This is a genomic window from Pseudomonas sp. SWI36, from assembly GCF_002948105.1.
GTDB classification, from domain to species: Bacteria; Pseudomonadota; Gammaproteobacteria; order Pseudomonadales; family Pseudomonadaceae; genus Aquipseudomonas; species Aquipseudomonas alloputida.
This window is the reverse complement of sequence record NZ_CP026675.1, coordinates 2,470,086-2,487,740: the sequence shown is the minus strand read 5'-3', so window position 1 is coordinate 2,487,740 and position 17,655 is coordinate 2,470,086. Positions and strand designations below refer to the sequence as shown.

Below are 17,655 nucleotides of genomic sequence, written 5' to 3'. Positions count from 1 at the left end.
TGTTACCTCAAGTGTACTCGGCAAGCAGGATGCATATGGATTACCACAGCCCCTACTTCTTTGGTTACCTACTCGGCCTGATCCATCTGCTGGGTATTGTCGCCGCACTGCATGCGCTGTTCACCGTGCGGACAGCTCAGGGTGCCATTGCGTGGGCGATGCCCTTGCTCTTCATCCCCTACCTCACCTTGATCCCCTACCTGATCTTCGGCGCCCGCTCGTTCTACGCCTACATCAAGGCTCGGCGTCAGGCCAACCAGGAAATGCACGTGGCCATGGCCAACCTCAACTGGCGACCTTGGGTTGAAGAAGCCCTTACCGCCCGCGAGTCCGAAAGCTACGCCGCGTTGCGAGCGATGCCCAAGCTGGGTCGCATGCCATGCCTGGCAAATAACCAGGTAAAACTGCTGATCAATGGCAAGGCCACCTTCGATGCCATCTTCGCAGCCATCGAAAAAGCACGCGATGTGGTATTGGTACAGTTCTTCATCATTCATGACGACACCCTCGGCAAGGCACTGCAGCAACTCTTGCTACGCAAAGCCGCCGAAGGCGTGCAGGTGTTCATGCTGTACGACCGTGTCGGTAGCCATGCCTTGCCGTCCAGCTACAGCCAGGTGCTGCGTGACGGCGGTGTACAGATCCACGCATTCGCCACCCGTCGCGGCTGGTTCAATCGCTTCCAGGTGAACTTCCGCAACCATCGCAAGATTGTGGTGGTGGATGGGTTGCTCGGCTTCATCGGCGGCCACAATGTGGGAGACGAGTACCTGGGTGAACATCCACAGCTTTCCCCCTGGCGTGACACCCACGTACAGATCAGCGGACCGGTGCTGGCCTGCTTGCAAGAGTCGTTCGCTGAGGACTGGTACTGGGCCACGCGCCAGCTACCGCCGCTGATCCTGCCCGATACGTACCCGGATAACGGCGTACTGTGTCAGGCCCTGGCCAGCGGCCCGGCAGACCCACAAGAAACCTGCTCGCTGTTCTTCCTTGAGGCGATTCATTCGGCCACCCGCAGGGTGTGGATCACCAGCCCCTACTTCATCCCTGACGAGGCCGTGTTCGCCGCCTTGCGGCTGGCGGTACTACGAGGAGTCGATGTGCGGGTGCTCATCCCGTCACGGCCGGACCACCGCATCGTCTACGCTGCCTCCAGCCTGTTTGCCTTCGAAGCGGTGCGCGCGGGGGTACGTATGTTCCGTTACCAACCCGGGTTTCTGCATCAGAAGGTGGTGCTGGTGGATGATGACGTCAGCGCGATTGGGAGTGCCAACCTGGACAACCGATCGTTCCGCCTGAACTTCGAGATTACCCTGCTGACAGTCGATCGCGGCTTCGCCGACCAGGTCGAGCACATGCTCCAGGAAGACTTCGAACAAGCGCGGGAAATTACTGCAGAAGACACCCAAGATACCCATCGACTGCAGCAATTGGGGATGCGGATTGCGCGGCTGATATCGCCGATTCTTTAGGGTGAGCACACCCGTTGAAAGCGGCCTTTTCGCGCTAAAGGCCGCTCCTGCGCAGCCCGCCCTATCAGGGCGGTGACACTTACGATTTCAACGGTACAGGTCTTCCCGCGTCCAAGGCAGGTCATGATGCCCGTCGGCGTATGGCTTCACGGCCAATATCTGGTGCAGGTTGATCCAGCCCTTCTGAAAGGCGTAGGCGCACCCGGCCAAGTACAAACGCCAGATCCGCAGGGTCTTCTCAGGCACCAGCGCTGCCGCCTTGTGCAACTGGTTCTCCAGGTTCTCGCTCCAGTGGTGCAAGGTTTTAGCGTAGTGCAGGCGCAGGCTCTCCACGTCCACCACCTCCAGCCCGGCTTCACAGATACTGGCGCTGATCATCGACAGGTGCGGCAGCTCGCCGTGGGGGAATACATAGCGATCGATGAACTCACCCGCCCCACGCCCGACCGGTCGGCCATCGACGTGCTTGGCAGTGATGCCGTGGTTCATCACCAGCCCCCCTTCCCTCACCGCCCCGAACAGCTTCTGGCAGTACAGCGCCAGGTTGGCATGCCCGACATGCTCGAACATACCCACGCTGACAACCTTGTCGAAGCGACCATCCTGGGGCAGATCGCGATAATCGAGAATCTGCAGCTCGACCTTGTCGGCAAGCCCTTCCGCTTGCACACGCTTGCGGCCGAGCTTCAATTGCTCCTTGCTCAGGGTAATGCCGAACACCTTGGCGCCATATTCACGGGCAGCGAACCGCGCCAGCCCGCCCCAGCCACAGCCAACATCGAGCAGGTAGTCACCGGCATCCAGACGCAGCTTGCGGCACAGGTGGTCGAACTTGTCCTGCTGCGCCTGGTCGAGCGTATTGTCCGGCTCACGGAAGTAGGCGCAGGAATAGGCCATGTCCTGGTCCAGCCAAAGCTGGTAGAACGCGTTGGACACGTCATAGTGGTAGGAGATTGCCTCGGCGTCGGTGCTCTTGTCATGAGACACACGTGGCGGCGGCGTTTCATCCTCATCCGCCAGCAGCGCTTCGCTCAGCTCGTCGCACACGCGGATGGCCTCACCGATATCGCCTTCCAGCTCCAGCTTGCCTTCGACGAATGCGGTGCCTAGCTGGTCCATGCTTGGGTGGGTCAACTGGCTGATCAGCTGCGGCTCCTTCACCAGAATGGTGACCTGAGGACTAGGCCCAAGATCAAACTGGTTACCGTCCCACAGCTTCAGCCTCAGCGGCAGATGCAAGCTCTGCAATGCAGGTGGAAGTTGAGCAAGCATGAAACACCCCTCCTGTCCTTAATTGGCCACGACGCCTAATATTTCGAACGTCACCGGATCAGAGTAGTTCATCTGTAGGATGTTTCCTCTAAGCAAGACCATGGTCTAGAACCAACTGATCTTATCCACACAGCAGATTGTATACAATCACTGCATCTCAGCTTAACCTTGTGCCCTCTCGCGCTTCTACATCCTGGAGTTGAACCCATGAAATCCTATGACGTGGTGATCATCGGCGGTGGCCCTGGCGGCTACAACGCAGCCATCCGTGCTGGCCAGTTGGGCCTGAGCGTTGCCTGCGTGGAAGGCCGCTCGACCTTGGGCGGTACCTGCCTGAACGTCGGCTGCATGCCATCCAAGGCGCTGCTGCATGCTTCGGAGCTTTACGAAGCTGCCAGCGGTGACGAGTTCGCCCACCTCGGTATCGAAGTAAAGCCCACCCTCAACCTCGCCCAGATGATGAAACAGAAGGATGAGAGCGTGACAGGCCTGACCAAGGGCATCGAATACCTGTTTCGCAAGAACAAGGTCGAGTGGATCAAAGGCTGGGGCCGCCTGGATGGCATCGGCAAGGTCGTGGTCAAGGCCGAAGACGGTAGCGAAACCGCGTTGCAGGCCAAGGACATCGTCATTGCCACCGGCTCTGAGCCCACCCCTCTGCCAGGTGTGACCGTCGACAACCAGCGCATCATTGACTCGACCGGCGCGCTGTCGCTGCCGCAAGTGCCCAAGCACCTGGTCGTCATCGGTGCTGGCGTGATCGGTCTTGAGCTGGGTTCGGTCTGGCGCCGCCTGGGTAGCCAGGTCACTGTCATCGAATACCTGGACCGCATCTGCCCAGGCACTGACACGGAAACGGCCAAGACCCTGCAGAAGGCTCTCGCCAAGCAAGGCATGGTGTTCAAGCTGGGCAGTAAAGTGACTCAGGCTACCGCAGGTGCCGATGGCGTCAGCCTGACGCTGGAGCCTGCCGCCGGTGGTACCGCAGAATCGCTGCAAGCCGATTACGTGCTGGTGGCTATCGGCCGCCGCCCTTATACCAAAGGGCTGAACCTGGAAAGCGTGGGCCTGGAAGCCGACAAGCGCGGCATGCTCGGCAACGAGCACCACCGTACCTCGGTGCCGGGTGTCTGGGTGATTGGCGACGTCACTTCGGGCCCGATGCTGGCGCACAAGGCCGAAGACGAAGCAGTGGCCTGTATTGAACGCATCGCCGGCAAGCCCCACGAGGTCAACTACAACCTCATCCCTGGCGTGATCTATACCCGCCCGGAGATGGCCACCGTGGGCAAGACCGAAGAGCAGCTCAAGGCCGAAGGACGTGCCTACAAGGTTGGCAAGTTCCCCTTCACCGCCAACAGCCGTGCCAAGATCAACCACGAGACCGAAGGCTTCGCCAAGGTCATCGCCGATGCCGAAACCGATGAAGTACTGGGTGTGCACCTGGTGGGCCCAAGCGTCAGCGAGATGATTGGTGAGTTCTGCGTGGCTATGGAGTTCTCGGCCTCGGCGGAAGATATCGCCCTCACCTGCCACCCGCACCCGACGCGCTCCGAGGCCCTGCGCCAGGCGGCGATGAATGTGGATGGCATGGCCATGCAAATCTGACGAGCCCCATTCGCTGCGTCAGGCCATGCCCTTGCCTTCGGCATTCGCTTGGCGGGCATACAGGGATAGAGCCGCCTTTAATTCCGGCCGGCTCTATCTTCAGGTATCACGTCACAGCCAAGCCTTGATCTGCGCGCTCACTGCATCGGTGGAGATGCCGTAGCGGTCATGCAGCGTCGGCAGGGCGCCGGCATCGAGGAAGGCATCGGGCAAAGCGATCTGGCGGAATGTCGGCGTTACCCCGTTGCGCAGCAGCAGTCCCGCCACCGCCTCGCCCAGGCCGCCGATGATCGAATGGTTTTCGGCGGTGACCACCAGCCGTCCAGACTTGCGTGCCTCAGCCAGAATCGTCTGTTCGTCCAGTGGCTTGATGGTGGGTACGTGTAGTACTGCCACATCGACGCCATCCTTCTGCAACTGCGCTGCGGCCTCTAGCGAGCGCATGGTCATCAGACCGGTGGAGATGATCACCACGTCCTTTCCGGTGCGCAGGGTCTTGGCCTTGCCGATCTCGAACTTGTAGCCATATTCGTCCAATACCAGCGGCACGTTGCCGCGCAGCAGGCGCATGTACACCGGTCCCTGATGGGCGGCGATAGCGGGCACCGCCTGCTCGATCTCCAGAGCGTCGCATGGGTCGACGATCATCAGGTTCGGCATGGCGCGGAAGATTGCCAGATCATCCGTAGCCTGGTGGCTGGGGCCGTAACCGGTGGTCAAGCCCGGCAACCCGCAGACGATCTTGACGTTGAGGTTCTCCTCGGCAATGGCCATGCAGATAAAATCATAGGCCCTACGCGAAGCGAATACCGCGTACGTGGTGGCGAACGGCACGCAGCCTTCGCGTGCCAGGCCAGCGGCTGCACTCATCAGCAATTGCTCGGCCATGCCCATCTGATAGAAACGGTCCGGGTGCGCCTTCGCGAAAATATGCAGATCGGTGTACTTGGACAGGTCCGCCGACAGGCCAACGATGTCCGAACGCTGTTCGGCCAGTGCCGCCAACGCATGACCGAACGGCGCTGAGCGGGTGGCCTGGCCCTCGGCAGCGATCGAAGCGATCATGGCCGAGGTTGTCAGGCGCTTCTTGCCGGTTTCGGTGGTGTTTACGCGGCTCATACGATTCTCCCGACCTGAAGGTTTTGCAATGCCAGATCCCACTCGTTTTCATCGACGCGGATGAAGTGGGTTTTTTCACGTGACTCGAGAAAGTCCACACCCTTGCCCATCTTGGTATCGCAGATGATGACCCGCGGCTGTGCCCCTTGATGGTTGCGTGCGGCGTCGAACGCGGCGACCAGGGCGCCGATGTCGTTGCCGTCCACGCGCTGGGTAAACCAGCCAAACGCCTGCCAACGGTCAACGATGGGCTCGAATGTCAGCACTTCGCTGGAGTAGCCGTCGGCTTGCTGGTTGTTGACGTCGATGATTGCGATGAGGTTGTTCAGTTTCCAATGTGAGGCCGACATCGCGGCTTCCCAGGTTGATCCTTCGTTCAATTCGCCGTCCGAAAGCAGGTTGTAGACAAACGAACCCGAGTTCTTGCGTTTCAGGCCCAGGCAAGCGCCGACCGCTATGCCCAAGCCGTGGCCGAGCGACCCCCCGGTTATTTCCATGCCCGGCGTGTAGGCGGCCATGCCCGACATCGGCAGGCGGCTGTCGTCCGAACCATAGGTTTCCAGTTCCTCCAGGGGGATCACGCCGGCTTCGATCAGCGCTGCATACAGGGCGATGGCGTAGTGACCGATGGACAGGTAAAAGCGGTCGCGTTGCTCCCATTCGGGGTTGTGGGGCTGATAGCGCAGCGCATGGAAGTACGACACGGCCAGCAAGTCAGCGGCGCCGAGGGCCTGGCCGACATAACCCTGGCCCTGGACCTGCCCCATGCGCAGGGCATGGCGGCGAATGTTGTACGCGCGTTCGGCGAGCGCCGAGAGCGAAGTGTCGGGTGCGTTGACAGTCATGGTGACTACTCCAGCGAGTTAACGATTGACCGATGCGGCGGGAATGCGCAGGACCAACGTGGCCCCCGCGAGCAGCACTGCGGTGATCAGGTACATGCCGATGGCACTGGAACCGGTGGAAGTGGTGATCCAACCGATCAGGTAAGGCGAGCAGAACCCGGCAAGGTTGGCGAAACTGTTGATACCGGCGATACCTGCTGCGGCTGACACACCGCCGAGCAGCGTAGTGGGCAGCATCCAGAACAGTGAGGAAGCCGAGAGCACGCCAGCTGCTGCAAGGCACAGGCTGAGTACCGACAGCAGCAGGTTGCCACCCAGCAGCGCCGCCAGTGTCAGGCCGATGGCGCCTGCGATCATCGGGGCAACCAGGTGCCAGCGACGTTCGCGATGCTTGTCGCCGCTACGGCCCATCAGCAGCATGGCGACGATGGCGCACATGTAAGGCAGGCTGGTCAGCATGCCGATGTGCAGTGGGTCCGATACCCCGGCATTGCGGATCAGGGTCGGCAGCCAGAAGGTAATCGCGTACTGGCCCATGACTACACAGAAGTAGATGCAGGCCAGCAGCCATAGGCGGCGATCGCGGATGAATTCCCGAGGTGAGGCATGAGTGACCTTGTGGGCGTTGTCCTCGGCGAGCTCCTTGGTAACCAGTTCCTTTTCTTCATCGGTCAGCCAGGTGGCCTGATGCACGCCATCTTTGAGATAGGTCAGTACCAACAAGCCGACGATGACGGTTGGAATTGCCTCGATGACGAACATCCACTGCCAGCCCGCCCAGCCATGAAAACCTGCGAACTGATTCATGATCCAACCTGACAGTGGGCCGCCAATCATCCCCGACAATGGAATCGCGACGAACCAAAGCACGGTCATCTTTGCGCGACGGTAGGACGGGAACCAGTAGGTCAGGTACAACAACAGGCCCGGAGCCAGACCCGCTTCAGCGATGCCAAGCAGAAAACGCAGGGCATAAAACTGCCAGGCGGTTTCAACGAAGGCAAAGAGGGCGGAAATGATCCCCCAGGAAATCATGATCCGGGCGATCCAGCGGCGTGCGCCGACCCTGTGCAGGATCAGATTGCTGGGCACTTCGCAGAGAAAGTAGCCAATGAAGAACATGCCGGCGCCCAGGCCATAAACGGCCTCGCTTAGGGACAGGTCGCTCATCATCTGCAACTTGGCGAAGCCCACGTTCACCCGGTCCAGATAGGCACACAGGTAGCACAGCATCAGGAACGGCATCAGTCGCCAGGCAGTCTTGCGGTATGCGTTGGAGCGCACGGCCGAAACCGCGTCCAATGACAGGGTGGTAATCATGATGGTCTGATCTCTTGTTTTTATCGATTCAGAACAGCGTCAGCCGCACGGGCTGACGCAATGTGCATCAGTGAATGAGCATGCCGCCGTTTACATCCAGGGTGATTCCGGTCAGGTAGGTCGACAGATCGCTGGCCAGGAACAAAGCGGCGTTAGCGACGTCTTGCGCTTCGCCCAGACGGCCCAGTGGAATACCGTCGATGATTGCGTGGCGACGATCGTCCTGCATCAAACCGCCAGTGATGTCCGTGTGAATCAGACCCGGGGCGATGGCGTTCACGCGCACGTTATCCGGCCCCAGCTCTCGTGCCATGGCCTTGGCCAGGCCCAGTACCCCGGCTTTCGCTGCGCTGTAGTGCGGGCCACCGAAGATGCCGCCGCCACGCTGTGCCGATACCGAGGACATGCAGACAATGCTGCCCGAACGCTGCTCGCGCATCAGGGGAATGACGGCCTGAGACATCAGCAGAGTGCCGCGCAGGCTGACGTCGAGCACCTTGTCGTAGTCGCTGTGCTTGATGTCCAGGGTCTTGAGGGGTTGGGTGATGCCAGCGTTGTTGACCAGCACGTCGATGCGGCCAAAGTGCTCGATGATCTGCGCAACGGCCTGGTTTACCTGTGCCTGATCGGCGACGTTGGCGGCCAGGCCGAGATGTCCTTCGCCAAGAGACGCTGCGGCATCGCGGGCAGCGGCTTCATCCAGATCGAGGATCACCACGCGGGCACCTTGAGCAGCGAATGTGGCCGCAGTTGCCCGGCCGATCCCGCGTGCCGATGCGGCGCCAGTGATGATTGCGACTTTGCCTTGAAGAAGCATGGGTGTGACCTCTGATTGTTTTTATAGGGTCGATTCAGCGGAATCGATGGGCCTACTTTGGTCTCGGCCCAGGCCCTGAGCAATAACGCAAAAATCATTGGGTGCTGAAAAAAATTCAGCACTCGTCACCCTGATTGCTAAATGATTGAATGAAGGTCCCCAATAAAAATATGCGCTGCGAGCGAAGTGACTGATATGCGATCTGTTGACGATACCGCGCCGGCCCTTCCACCCCTGAGAGCGATTCAGGCCTTTGAGCAAACTGCTCGCTTCGGTAATGTTGCCCGCGCAGCGGAAGTGCTAGACCTCACCCCTTCGGCTGTCAGTCATCAATTGGCCAAGCTCGAAGCAATGATTGGTCGACAACTGTTCTTTCGCGCGGCGCGAGGCGTCAGCCTGACCCCCGTTGGCGAGCAGTATCTGAAAGACGTTTCCGGCATTCTGCACAGTCTTTCCGTCGCCGCAGAACGGGCCAGCAGCGACGTCAGCCTCGATTGCCTGCGTTTGCATTCGTCACCGAGTTTCGGCCTGCTGTGGCTAATGCCAAGGCTGGAAGCATTTCGGATGGCGCACCCGGATATCCAGATCAACTTGTCGTGCTCTTATGAATCTCTGCATTTCAGTCGAGACAAGATTGACGTAGACATTCGCCATGGCGAACCCAATTGGCCTAGCTACGAGGTGCGCACTTTAGGCAATGAGGCATTTGCCGTGCTGGCCTCACCGAAACTGCTGGCCCGGCATAGGATCGACGACGCGTCGGATCTACTGCGTCGGGACTTGATTCTCTCCGAAGCCACATTGTTGAAATGGCCGGCCTGGTTCGCTCGACACGGTCTCGCCCGCCCGGAAAAGCCCTACGCGTTGAGCTTCGATCGTTCCTACATGTCCCTGGAGGCCGCCAGTCACGGGCTGGGTTTTGCACTCGAAAGTACGTTGTTAGCGCAGAAGTACCTTGCAACCGGAACACTGGTGGAAGTCGTGCCACACATCTTCAGCGCGCCTGTGGCGGCCCATCATCTGGTGTTTCCGAAAGCGCATTCCGGGTTCGAACGGGTCAGGCGTTTCTTGGCGTGGATGGAGCGAGAGCTCGGGCATGGCTTCGTGTTTTAGGCATGCGGATGATCGCGTGCATGTTGACGTCATTGCCCAAAAGCCAGCGTCGAACGAGTGAGGCAACTTCAAGGAGCAGGAACATTGCAGGCGGCGGTGCGGTGGACTCACCGCCTCCTGCGACAGTTTTAATTATCCTGCGTCAGCTTTAATTCTCTAAATCCACAAGCTGATGTTGCTGATTAATAAACTTTGTCCCAAAACCTCTTGAAATTCGCGGCCTAGCGGGGAGATTGATACTGGGGAAGAGAAAATAAAGGTTGTCACAAAGCATAGCTTTTCAAAAATTCTCGGGGTTTTTCGTTTAATAAAGGTTGTCACAACAATAAAGGTTGTCACAGCAAAGGTTCAGCCACAGAAAAATCGCAGGAATGTACCGTGCAAAACCCCCAAAAAAATTATGATGGTATCTTTTTGGGATGGGTAACCCGTGTGGGCGCTCTTGCATCGTTGGATTTAGAGAATTAAAACTGTCGCAGGAGCCGGTGAGGCCTCTCTCCTCCGCTCCTGCGAGCACTGCCCCTCGATCAAACCACCCGTTGCTGTGTGACTGCGGTGCTCGCTACTTGATCGCAGAAACGTCAGTAAGCCAGGCATTCGACTCGGCTGAAAAGGTAGCCGGTGATGCTGGTTTTGACCGGCAGGCCAAGGCTAACCTCATGTGCGAGCTATACGTGATCCTTGGAGCTTTTGATGCCCCAACTGCAGTGCTGGATCAGGTGTTTGCTGCGGTCGAAGACGAAGAGCTTCCGTACTCCACTCTAATTCCATTCGAGAATGACAAATGAACAAGATCAATTGGTTCGCGGTTTCCAACCCAGACGGCAAGCGCTTTCCCGAGTGGCGCCGGTCGTTTGGCGTCAGTGACAGCGGTACTATATTTGTACCTGCAGCAATGGCGGGTGATGAGACGGAGATGAACGTAATGCTCTGTGCTTGCGATGACGGACAGAGCACGGCGGTGCACCTAGATCATCACTTTGTGCCCAGCGATTGGCTGAAGCGTGAGTTCCCCAAGCATTTGGAGCTGATCGAAATGATAGAGGTTCGTGCCCAGACCCCACTCAGTGAAATCAGTCAGCAAGAGCCAGCAGCTACTCAGGAGTAGCTATATAGACTGGCTTCAGGACAATTACGCCAGCGATGAGTTCGATGCTCTGGTCACCAACTGTGACACCGAGCTACCTCAGGACTTCCGGAGGTAGCTCGACGATGAAATCTCCTTAGCCGTGTCCCCAGGGTCCTAGCATTTCACTGTCATACGTAATGGCTGACTCATAGAGGTCGGCTCGAGGGTGGCTTCACCGAATATCGTACTCCGTAATGAACAAGATCGGACTCCTGTCTGCTTGTGTCAAACTATGTTGTGAGCGCCCACAGTCGCCAGCCCACATCACTATTCATTGGGAGAGCAGTCCACCCGCAAGAATGGAAAAAGTTCGTCTGGATTGCCGCATTCCCCGTTCAACTCCTCACAGGTGGCTTCTGCGAGCGACCTCGTGGAGTAGCTTGGCTTCAATCGTAATTTTTCCTGATTGTCGTAAATGTCGAATCCGCCTGATACGGTAGCGGCATAGTATCGAGAACCAGATTGGAAGCATTCTTTGTCGATCGGCACAGCCGGAACGATAACAAATCTCTTTTGCATGGCGCGTGTCTCTCCAAGCATATACCTTAGTCTTAGTCCCAAGATTGAAAAGCATCAATATGACTCATCGAGACGAATCAATGACGCTTAGTGCCTCGAAGTATCACTATCACAAGAAATGACGCAGGATGATGTGGGGCTTTCTTTCTGACCGTGCTTGAGGTGGAGCCGTCAAGGCTTTGATATTGTGTATGCACCTTACCGGTACCTTGGCAACGGGCACTTCAAGATGATGTCCAGCAGTCTCTCTAGCCGTTTTGCCTTCGCTCGACACGTTGGCATGGTTGGCCTATGGGAATGCGGCTATGAGTCCCCATGCTCTCCCGAGGTTGATTTTTGCAAAAGGAGCTGCCGGTGTTCGGTCACTAGGCTCAGGAGTAGGTCAATTGACCATGGCTTCGCGAGGAACTGAGCGCCTTCGGGTATGAGGTCCGTTTCATGTCTGACGCATCCGCTAGAAATGACTATCGAGGTTTTGGGATCCTGCTGGCTAGCGATCTGAGCAAGTTCCCAGCCATTCATTTGTCCGGGCGTTTCTACATCAGTAATGAGCATGGTCACTGGTGTTCGTTTGAGTATCTCCAAACCTTCGTCTGCTGTAGCTACGGCGAGAAGTAGAAAGCCCGAATCCTGCAGTACCTCAACAATCATTGATCGCAGAATTGGCTCGTCCTCGACGATCAGGAGGAGTCCGAGCATTTCGTGGTAACCGTCTGGCCAACTCACCCCTCAGCACACAGACCAGCTCAAACAAGAGCGAGTGGAAAAAAAGCCTTGGCCGCAGGTATACCCATTGAATAAGCCTGTATCTGACTTAGCCCATGCTGAGCTTGGCAGCGGGTCGCAATAGACGATGGCTTCGTTGTATACTTCTGCTCCGCATACCCCTTGAGCTACAGGAACATCAGTATGACTGTACTCCAAACGATCTACTGGCAGCCTACGCCGCCTTAGCGCTACGCCCCCTCGCAACACCCTGCTTCCGCTAGCCTCGCTCGCGGGTGCGCACTGCTGTACGCCTGGTTTTACACCTTAAGCACACAGCAAAAAATCCTCAAAATTTGAATTTGTATCGATTCGCTCGCCATTCCCTTGGCGTGCGCGATGCTTTGCCTTGGATATTTTCTATGCTGCAAAAACTTAGACAAACGTGGTTTTCCAACGTCCGTGGCGACGTGCTTGCGGGACTGGTGGTCGCACTCGCGCTGATCCCGGAAGCCATCGCCTTTTCCATCATCGCCGGGGTAGATCCCAAAGTCGGTCTCTACGCCTCCTTCTGTATCTGTGCTGTCATCGCCTTTGTCGGCGGACGCCCCGGAATGATCTCGGCGGCGACAGGCGCCATGGCACTGTTGATGGTTACGCTGGTAAGAGAGCATGGACTCCAGTACCTGCTGGCCGCGACTCTACTATGTGGCGTACTTCAAATCCTTGCCGGCTACCTGAAGCTTGGCTCGTTGATGCGCTTTGTTTCACGCTCGGTAGTCACCGGCTTCGTAAACGCATTGGCGATTCTGATTTTTATGGCGCAATTGCCTGAGCTGACCAATGTCACCTGGCATGTCTATGCCATGACCGCTGCGGGCCTGGGAATCATCTACCTGTTTCCGTATGTACCGAAAATCGGCAAGCTGATCCCCTCTCCATTGGTGTGCATTCTGACGCTGACTGCCATCGCCATTTACCTCGGTTTGGATATCCGCACCGTCGGTGACATGGGCCAACTGCCTGATACGCTCCCGATCTTCCTCTGGCCTGAAGTTCCGCTGAATTTTGAAACCCTACGCATCATTTTCCCGTATTCGGCTGCGTTGGCAGTAGTGGGTCTACTCGAATCAATGATGACCGCGACCATCGTCGACGATCTTACCGATACCACCAGCAACAAAAACCGCGAGTGCAAAGGCCAGGGTGTGGCCAACATCGCTGCCGGCATGCTTGGCGGCATGGCAGGTTGCGCCATGATCGGCCAGTCGATCATCAACGTGAAATCTGGTGGCCGCACCCGTCTCTCGACATTGTGTGCCGGGGTTTTCCTGCTGCTGATGGTGGTATTTCTTGGCGAATGGCTCTCCAAAATCCCTATGGCGGCACTCGTGGCTGTGATGATCATGGTGTCCATCGGCACCTTTAGCTGGGATTCTTTGCGTAATCTGAAAGAGCATCCGCTGTCGACCAACCTCGTCATGGTGGCGACCGTCGTGGTCGTCGTGGCCACTCATAACCTGGCCTACGGCGTACTGGTAGGTGTGCTGCTGGCCTCCCTGTTCTTCGCAAACAAGGTCGGGCACTACCTGGATATCAAGAGCACTCTGGAAGAGTCAAAATCGCATCGGACTTACCACGTCGTGGGCCAAGTGTTCTTTAGCTCTGCAGACAAGTTCACTGAGGTTTTTGACTTCAAGGAAGCGCTCAACAAGGTCACCATCGATCTCACGCAGGCGCATTTCTGGGATATCACCGCGGTCGCAGCGCTGGATAAGGTCGTGATCAAGTTCCGCCGTGAAGGCGCTGAGGTTGAAGTGCTCGGTCTTAATGAAGCCAGCGCAACAATCGTTGACCGCTTCGGCGTGCATGACAAACCCGGTGCCATCGACAAGCTCATGAGCCACTAAGGAGAACGACAATGACCCACGTAATGGCATGCATTGATAACTCACAATCCTCATTGGCGGTCTGCGATTACGCAGCATGGGCCTCGCAACGACTCAGCGCTCCCCTGACCCTGCTTCATGTACTGGATAGGGAGAAATTTCCTGCATCCGCTGACCTCAGTGGCAATATCGGTCTCGGTAGCAGAGAACATCTACTGGAAGAGTTGGCTAAGCTGGATGCGCAGCGGGCAAAACTGGCCCTGGAGCATGGGCAGCACATGCTTGAAAAAGCTCGCGAGCGTACAGTCATCTCTGGCGCCATGTCACCTGATCTGAAGCAGCGCCATGGCCATCTCGTCGAGAGCCTGAGCGACCTGCAAGAGGATATTCGATTATTGGTGATTGGGAGAGTCGGTGAGGACAGCACGCGCAAACCCCAGAGCCTTGGCAGCCAGATTGAAGCGGTAGTCCGAACCATCCACCGTCCCATCTTGATTACAACCAGCCACTTTAAGAAGCCAGAAACGGTCATGGTGGCATTTGACGGCAGCGCGACAGGCCGCAAGACTGTGCAGACCCTTGCTTCAAGCCCGCTGTGCAAAGGCCTGCCAATTCATATCGTCATGGTTGGAACGGATTCTGAAGACAACCAGAACGCGCTGGAGAAAGCACGAACCACGCTTGCCTCTTCTGGCTCGCGGGTGCATACCGAGATCCGCCCAGGCGAAGTAGAGTCGACACTGCATGCGTATCAGGCAGAGCACGGCATTGACCTCTTGGTCATGGGAGCGTACGGGCACTCACGCATTAGGCAGTTTCTGATAGGCAGCACGACCACGACGATGCTGCGTACATCCACTGTACCCGTATTGCTGCTTCGCTGAGCCAGTTCCACTGGCCACATATTTCCAGAACTGCGGAAATGCCGTGGCCACCCTGGACGATGACTAACTGATCTTGCCGTAACGAGACCATATGCGACTCATAACTGAAATTGTTCACCCCGAGCTGAAATCCAAGCAGGGCAGAGTATTCCCTCGACATGCCGCACGCGGCATCGTGATGCGGGGTGAACAGATCCTGTTGCTGTTCACCGAGCGCTATAACGACTTCAGCTTTCCTGGAGGCGGCCTTGATGGTGGCGAGGACATTGTCACAGGCCTGAAGCGTGAGCTTGAGGAAGAGACTGGTGCTCGTGAGATACAGGTGCTCCAGCATTACGGTTACATCGAGGAGTACCGACCCTACTGGAAACCACAGTACGACCTGATGCACATGACCTCGCATGTTTATCAATGCGAAGTAGCGCCCCAGCTAGAGCCCGTGAGAATGGAAAGCCACGAAATCGCTAATGGTATGCGGCCTGTCTGGATCAACCTGCATGAAGCCATCACGCACAATGAAGCCGTCATGCAGCGTCACGAGTCTTCGATGGGGCAATCAATTCTGCGCGAAACCTACATGCTGAGAAAAGTCGCTTCCGAATTGTTGATTCCCATCAGCATTTGAGCTGACTATTTGGCGAAGTCCACTTAGTCTGTCTCAGGCAAGCACCCAATGCTGCGGGAGTAATTGCGTGATTTCGCTCGCCCGCTGTGTCGGCAGCCGCATCAGCACATCCTTGAGATAGGCATATGGATCGTGCCCATTCATACGCGCCGACTGGATCAGGCTCATGATTGCCGCTGCCCTTTTTCCACTGCGCAGCGACCCGGCAAATAACCAGTTCGAGCGCCCAAGCGCCCAGGGTCGGATCAAATTCTCGATCTGGTTATTGTCGATGGGCACAGCACCATCTTCCAGGTAGCGCGTCAGCGCTACCCAGCGTTTAAGGCTGTAATCCAGGGCCTTGGCCGTGGCCGAACCCTCGGGCACAAGTTCGCGTTGGGCCAACATCCACTCATACAGTTTTTCAGCGATGGGCACCGCTGCTTCCTGACGTAATCGCCAGCGGTCTTCGTCGCTCATTTCCTTGGCGTGTCGCTCGACTTCATACAACCCGCCAATCGAGTGAAGCGCCTGCTCCGCCAACTGGCTTTTATTGGCTGCATGCAGGTCAAAGAATTTGCGGCGTGCATGGGCCATGCAGCCGATTTCGGTGATGCCCAGCTCGAAGCTGGCCTTGTAGCCGGCGAAATCATCACAGACCAGCTTACCGTTCCACTTGCCCAGGAAGTTACGCGCATGTTCGCCGGCACGGCTGGGGCTGAAGTCGTAGACCACGGCCTTTAGAGCCGAGAAAGGCGTGGTGCTATAGGCCCACACGTAAGCGCGGTGCGTTTTCTTTTCGCCTGGTGCGAGCATCTGAACCGGGGTCTCATCGGCGTGGATCACGCCCTGGGCCAACACTTGCTTACGTAGCGCATCGACCAGAGGCTGGAGTTGCACACCGGTCTGTCCGACCCATTGCGCCAGTGTCGAGCGAGCAATTGCCAGTCCGGCCCGGCCAAAAATCTTCTCCTGCCGGTACAGCGGTAAATGGTCGGCGAACTTCGCCACCATCACGTGGGCCAACAGGCCTGCGGTCGGGATGCCTTTGTCGATCACTTGGGCCGGTACAGGCGCCTGGATCAGTGTTTCACACTGACGGCACGTCCACTTTCCACGCACATGCTGCTCAATGGTGAACACGCCCGGAGTGTAATCGAGCTTCTCGCTGACGTCTTCGCCGATTCGCTGAAGCTGGCAGCCGCACACGCACTGAGTATTCGCTGGCTCGTGACGGATCACGGTTCGCGGAAACTGCGGCGGCAGTGGTGCACGCTTGGGCTTATTACGTGGCTCGGCCGGTGCGGCCGGCGGATTGGCTGCCTTCAACTCGGCTTCGATAGCTGCGATATCGGTATCGAGCAGATCATCGAGCAGACTGCCTTGATCGGGGCTCAGTTGCTCGCTGCGCTTGGCGAACTTGTGTCGCTTGAGGATGGCGATTTCATGAGCCAGTTGCTCGTTGACCGTTTCGAGGCGTTGGATTTTCTGGCTCATGGAGTCGACCTGGGACAGCAACTGCATAGCCTGTTCGGCCAAGCCGCGCAGCTGTTCCGGTGTCATCTGGTCGAGATTGGGCGAGGAAGTCATGCCGCTGATTGTGTCAGAGCAGGTCGTCAACAGCGATAAACCGATGGGCTAATGGCAGGAGCTAAAGCACTGTGATCGCGCTGCCTGCGCCGACCCGCTGCCACGGCAAACCCAGTATCAAGGCTTGAAGTTGCTCGTTATCAAGTTCGACTTCCGATCCGTGCCGGATGCCGGGCCAATGAAATTTGCCTTGGTTCAATCGTCGCGCTGCCAGCCAAATGCCCACACCGTCATGCACCAAGACTTTCATTCGGTTGGCACGGCGATTAGCGAAGAGGTATGCGCAGTGCGGCTTCGCCACACCGAATACCGCGATCACCCTGGCCAGCGCGGTCTCGGTACCGGCGCGCATGTCCATAGGCTCGGTGGCAAGCCAGATGGCATCGATCCGAATCATACCAACAGGTCTCGCAGAAAGGCGGCACAGGCGACAGCGCTTTCGGTCGGCCAGTTCACTTTGACGGTGCCACGCGGGTGCTGGATTTCAATGCAGATACTTGATGAAGCTGCCTGCGAATGTCCTCCGGCTAGCGGCAAGGGCACTGGAATGAAAGCAGGTTGCAGCGCCATGGTTTTGTTCGTGAGCACCCTAATCCATTTATGGACGAGGTTCGCGTTAAGGCTGTGCTTCTGCGCGACGCTGGCAATCGAGGCGCCGGGCTGGGCGCACTCTTGGACAACTTGGGCCTTGAAGTATTTTGAATAGGAACGACGTTGTGACTGCATGGAAAGACCCGCTTAAAAGGCTAGAAATGGTGTCCACTTA

Annotated in this window: 18 protein-coding genes; 8 read left to right on the top strand and 10 right to left on the bottom strand. The window is 57.5% G+C overall.

All coding sequences use genetic code 11. From position 1 onward, the window contains the following. Positions 1–35 precede the first annotated feature (35 nt). Positions 36–1,475 carry a cardiolipin synthase gene (cls, locus tag C4Q27_RS11975; RefSeq protein WP_064491866.1) on the top strand — a complete coding sequence of 480 codons (1,440 nt, stop codon included), beginning with the start codon at positions 36–38 and terminating at the stop codon, positions 1,473–1,475. A gap of 87 nt (positions 1,476–1,562) precedes the next feature. Here the strand turns inward: cls and cfaB are convergent, their stop codons facing one another. Next, on the bottom strand, positions 1,563–2,747 hold the full coding sequence (gene cfaB / locus C4Q27_RS11970; RefSeq protein ID WP_104886887.1) for a C17 cyclopropane fatty acid synthase CfaB: 1,185 nt from the start codon (positions 2,745–2,747) through the stop codon (positions 1,563–1,565). A gap of 207 nt (positions 2,748–2,954) precedes the next feature. On the opposite strand from cfaB, the gene lpdA reads away from it, so the two are divergent. Then, entirely contained in the window at positions 2,955–4,355 is a 1,401-nt protein-coding gene (gene lpdA, locus C4Q27_RS11965; protein ID WP_014589177.1) for a dihydrolipoyl dehydrogenase, read from the top strand. A gap of 111 nt (positions 4,356–4,466) precedes the next feature. Here lpdA and C4Q27_RS11960 read toward each other — a convergent pair whose 3' ends face one another. The 4 genes from C4Q27_RS11960 to C4Q27_RS11945 form a co-directional block, all read right to left on the bottom strand. Continuing rightward, positions 4,467–5,474: a transketolase family protein gene (locus C4Q27_RS11960; protein WP_064491864.1), complete on the bottom strand. Its 1,008-nt coding sequence runs from the start codon at positions 5,472–5,474 to the stop codon at positions 4,467–4,469. Continuing rightward, entirely contained in the window at positions 5,471–6,319 is an 849-nt protein-coding gene (locus tag C4Q27_RS11955) for a transketolase (RefSeq protein ID WP_064491863.1), read from the bottom strand. The genes C4Q27_RS11960 and C4Q27_RS11955 overlap by 4 nt, the downstream gene beginning before the upstream one ends. Positions 6,320–6,337: 18 nt before the next feature. Next, positions 6,338–7,639, bottom strand: a complete 1,302-nt coding sequence (locus tag C4Q27_RS11950; RefSeq protein ID WP_104886886.1) for an MFS transporter — start codon at positions 7,637–7,639, stop codon at positions 6,338–6,340. A gap of 67 nt (positions 7,640–7,706) precedes the next feature. Next, positions 7,707–8,456, bottom strand: coding sequence for an SDR family NAD(P)-dependent oxidoreductase (locus tag C4Q27_RS11945; RefSeq protein WP_014754902.1), 750 nt, complete (start codon positions 8,454–8,456; stop codon positions 7,707–7,709). Positions 8,457–8,651: 195 nt separating this feature from the next. Between C4Q27_RS11945 and C4Q27_RS11940 the strand changes: the two genes are divergently transcribed. The 3 genes from C4Q27_RS11940 to C4Q27_RS11930 all read left to right on the top strand — a co-directional run bounded on the left by C4Q27_RS11940 (position 8,652) and on the right by C4Q27_RS11930 (position 10,677). Continuing rightward, positions 8,652–9,569 carry a LysR substrate-binding domain-containing protein gene (locus C4Q27_RS11940; RefSeq protein ID WP_104886885.1) on the top strand — a complete coding sequence of 306 codons (918 nt, stop codon included), beginning with the start codon at positions 8,652–8,654 and terminating at the stop codon, positions 9,567–9,569. A gap of 566 nt (positions 9,570–10,135) precedes the next feature. After that, complete coding sequence (locus tag C4Q27_RS11935; RefSeq protein WP_177410003.1) at positions 10,136–10,357, top strand: hypothetical protein; 222 nt, start codon at positions 10,136–10,138, stop codon at positions 10,355–10,357. Continuing rightward, a complete protein-coding gene (locus C4Q27_RS11930) occupies positions 10,354–10,677 on the top strand; it encodes a hypothetical protein (RefSeq protein ID WP_104886884.1) in 324 nt (107 codons plus the stop codon). Before C4Q27_RS11935 ends, C4Q27_RS11930 begins: the two co-directional genes overlap by 4 nt. Before the next feature lie 288 nt (positions 10,678–10,965). Here C4Q27_RS11930 and C4Q27_RS29795 read toward each other — a convergent pair whose 3' ends face one another. Then, a complete protein-coding gene (locus C4Q27_RS29795) occupies positions 10,966–11,217 on the bottom strand; it encodes a hypothetical protein (protein WP_104886883.1) in 252 nt (83 codons plus the stop codon). Between the two features lie 303 nt (positions 11,218–11,520). Next, positions 11,521–11,916, bottom strand: a complete 396-nt coding sequence (locus C4Q27_RS11920) for a response regulator (RefSeq protein ID WP_104886882.1) — start codon at positions 11,914–11,916, stop codon at positions 11,521–11,523. A gap of 428 nt (positions 11,917–12,344) precedes the next feature. On the opposite strand from C4Q27_RS11920, the gene C4Q27_RS11910 reads away from it, so the two are divergent. The 3 genes from C4Q27_RS11910 (at position 12,345) to C4Q27_RS11900 (ending at position 15,320) form a co-directional block, all read left to right on the top strand. Continuing rightward, a complete protein-coding gene (locus C4Q27_RS11910; protein WP_034133707.1) occupies positions 12,345–13,832 on the top strand; it encodes a SulP family inorganic anion transporter in 1,488 nt (495 codons plus the stop codon). Positions 13,833–13,843: 11 nt separating this feature from the next. Next, on the top strand, positions 13,844–14,695 hold the full coding sequence (locus C4Q27_RS11905; RefSeq protein ID WP_104886881.1) for a universal stress protein: 852 nt from the start codon (positions 13,844–13,846) through the stop codon (positions 14,693–14,695). A 91-nt stretch (positions 14,696–14,786) separates the two neighbouring features. Then, complete coding sequence (locus C4Q27_RS11900; protein WP_104886880.1) at positions 14,787–15,320, top strand: NUDIX hydrolase; 534 nt, start codon at positions 14,787–14,789, stop codon at positions 15,318–15,320. Between the two features lie 33 nt (positions 15,321–15,353). Here C4Q27_RS11900 and C4Q27_RS11895 read toward each other — a convergent pair whose 3' ends face one another. From C4Q27_RS11895 to C4Q27_RS11885, 3 genes are all read right to left on the bottom strand, one after another. Continuing rightward, positions 15,354–16,889, bottom strand: a complete 1,536-nt coding sequence (locus tag C4Q27_RS11895; protein WP_104886879.1) for an IS66 family transposase — start codon at positions 16,887–16,889, stop codon at positions 15,354–15,356. A gap of 61 nt (positions 16,890–16,950) precedes the next feature. Beyond that, the gene (tnpB, locus tag C4Q27_RS29790; RefSeq protein ID WP_146050519.1) at positions 16,951–17,286 is read right to left on the bottom strand and encodes an IS66 family insertion sequence element accessory protein TnpB; all 336 of its coding nucleotides are present in this window, start codon (positions 17,284–17,286) and stop codon (positions 16,951–16,953) included. Continuing rightward, positions 17,283–17,615 (bottom strand): transposase, encoded by a 333-nt coding sequence (locus C4Q27_RS11885; protein ID WP_104886878.1) that lies wholly within the window; start codon positions 17,613–17,615, stop codon positions 17,283–17,285. Before C4Q27_RS11885 ends, tnpB begins: the two co-directional genes overlap by 4 nt. Positions 17,616–17,655 lie beyond the last annotated feature (40 nt).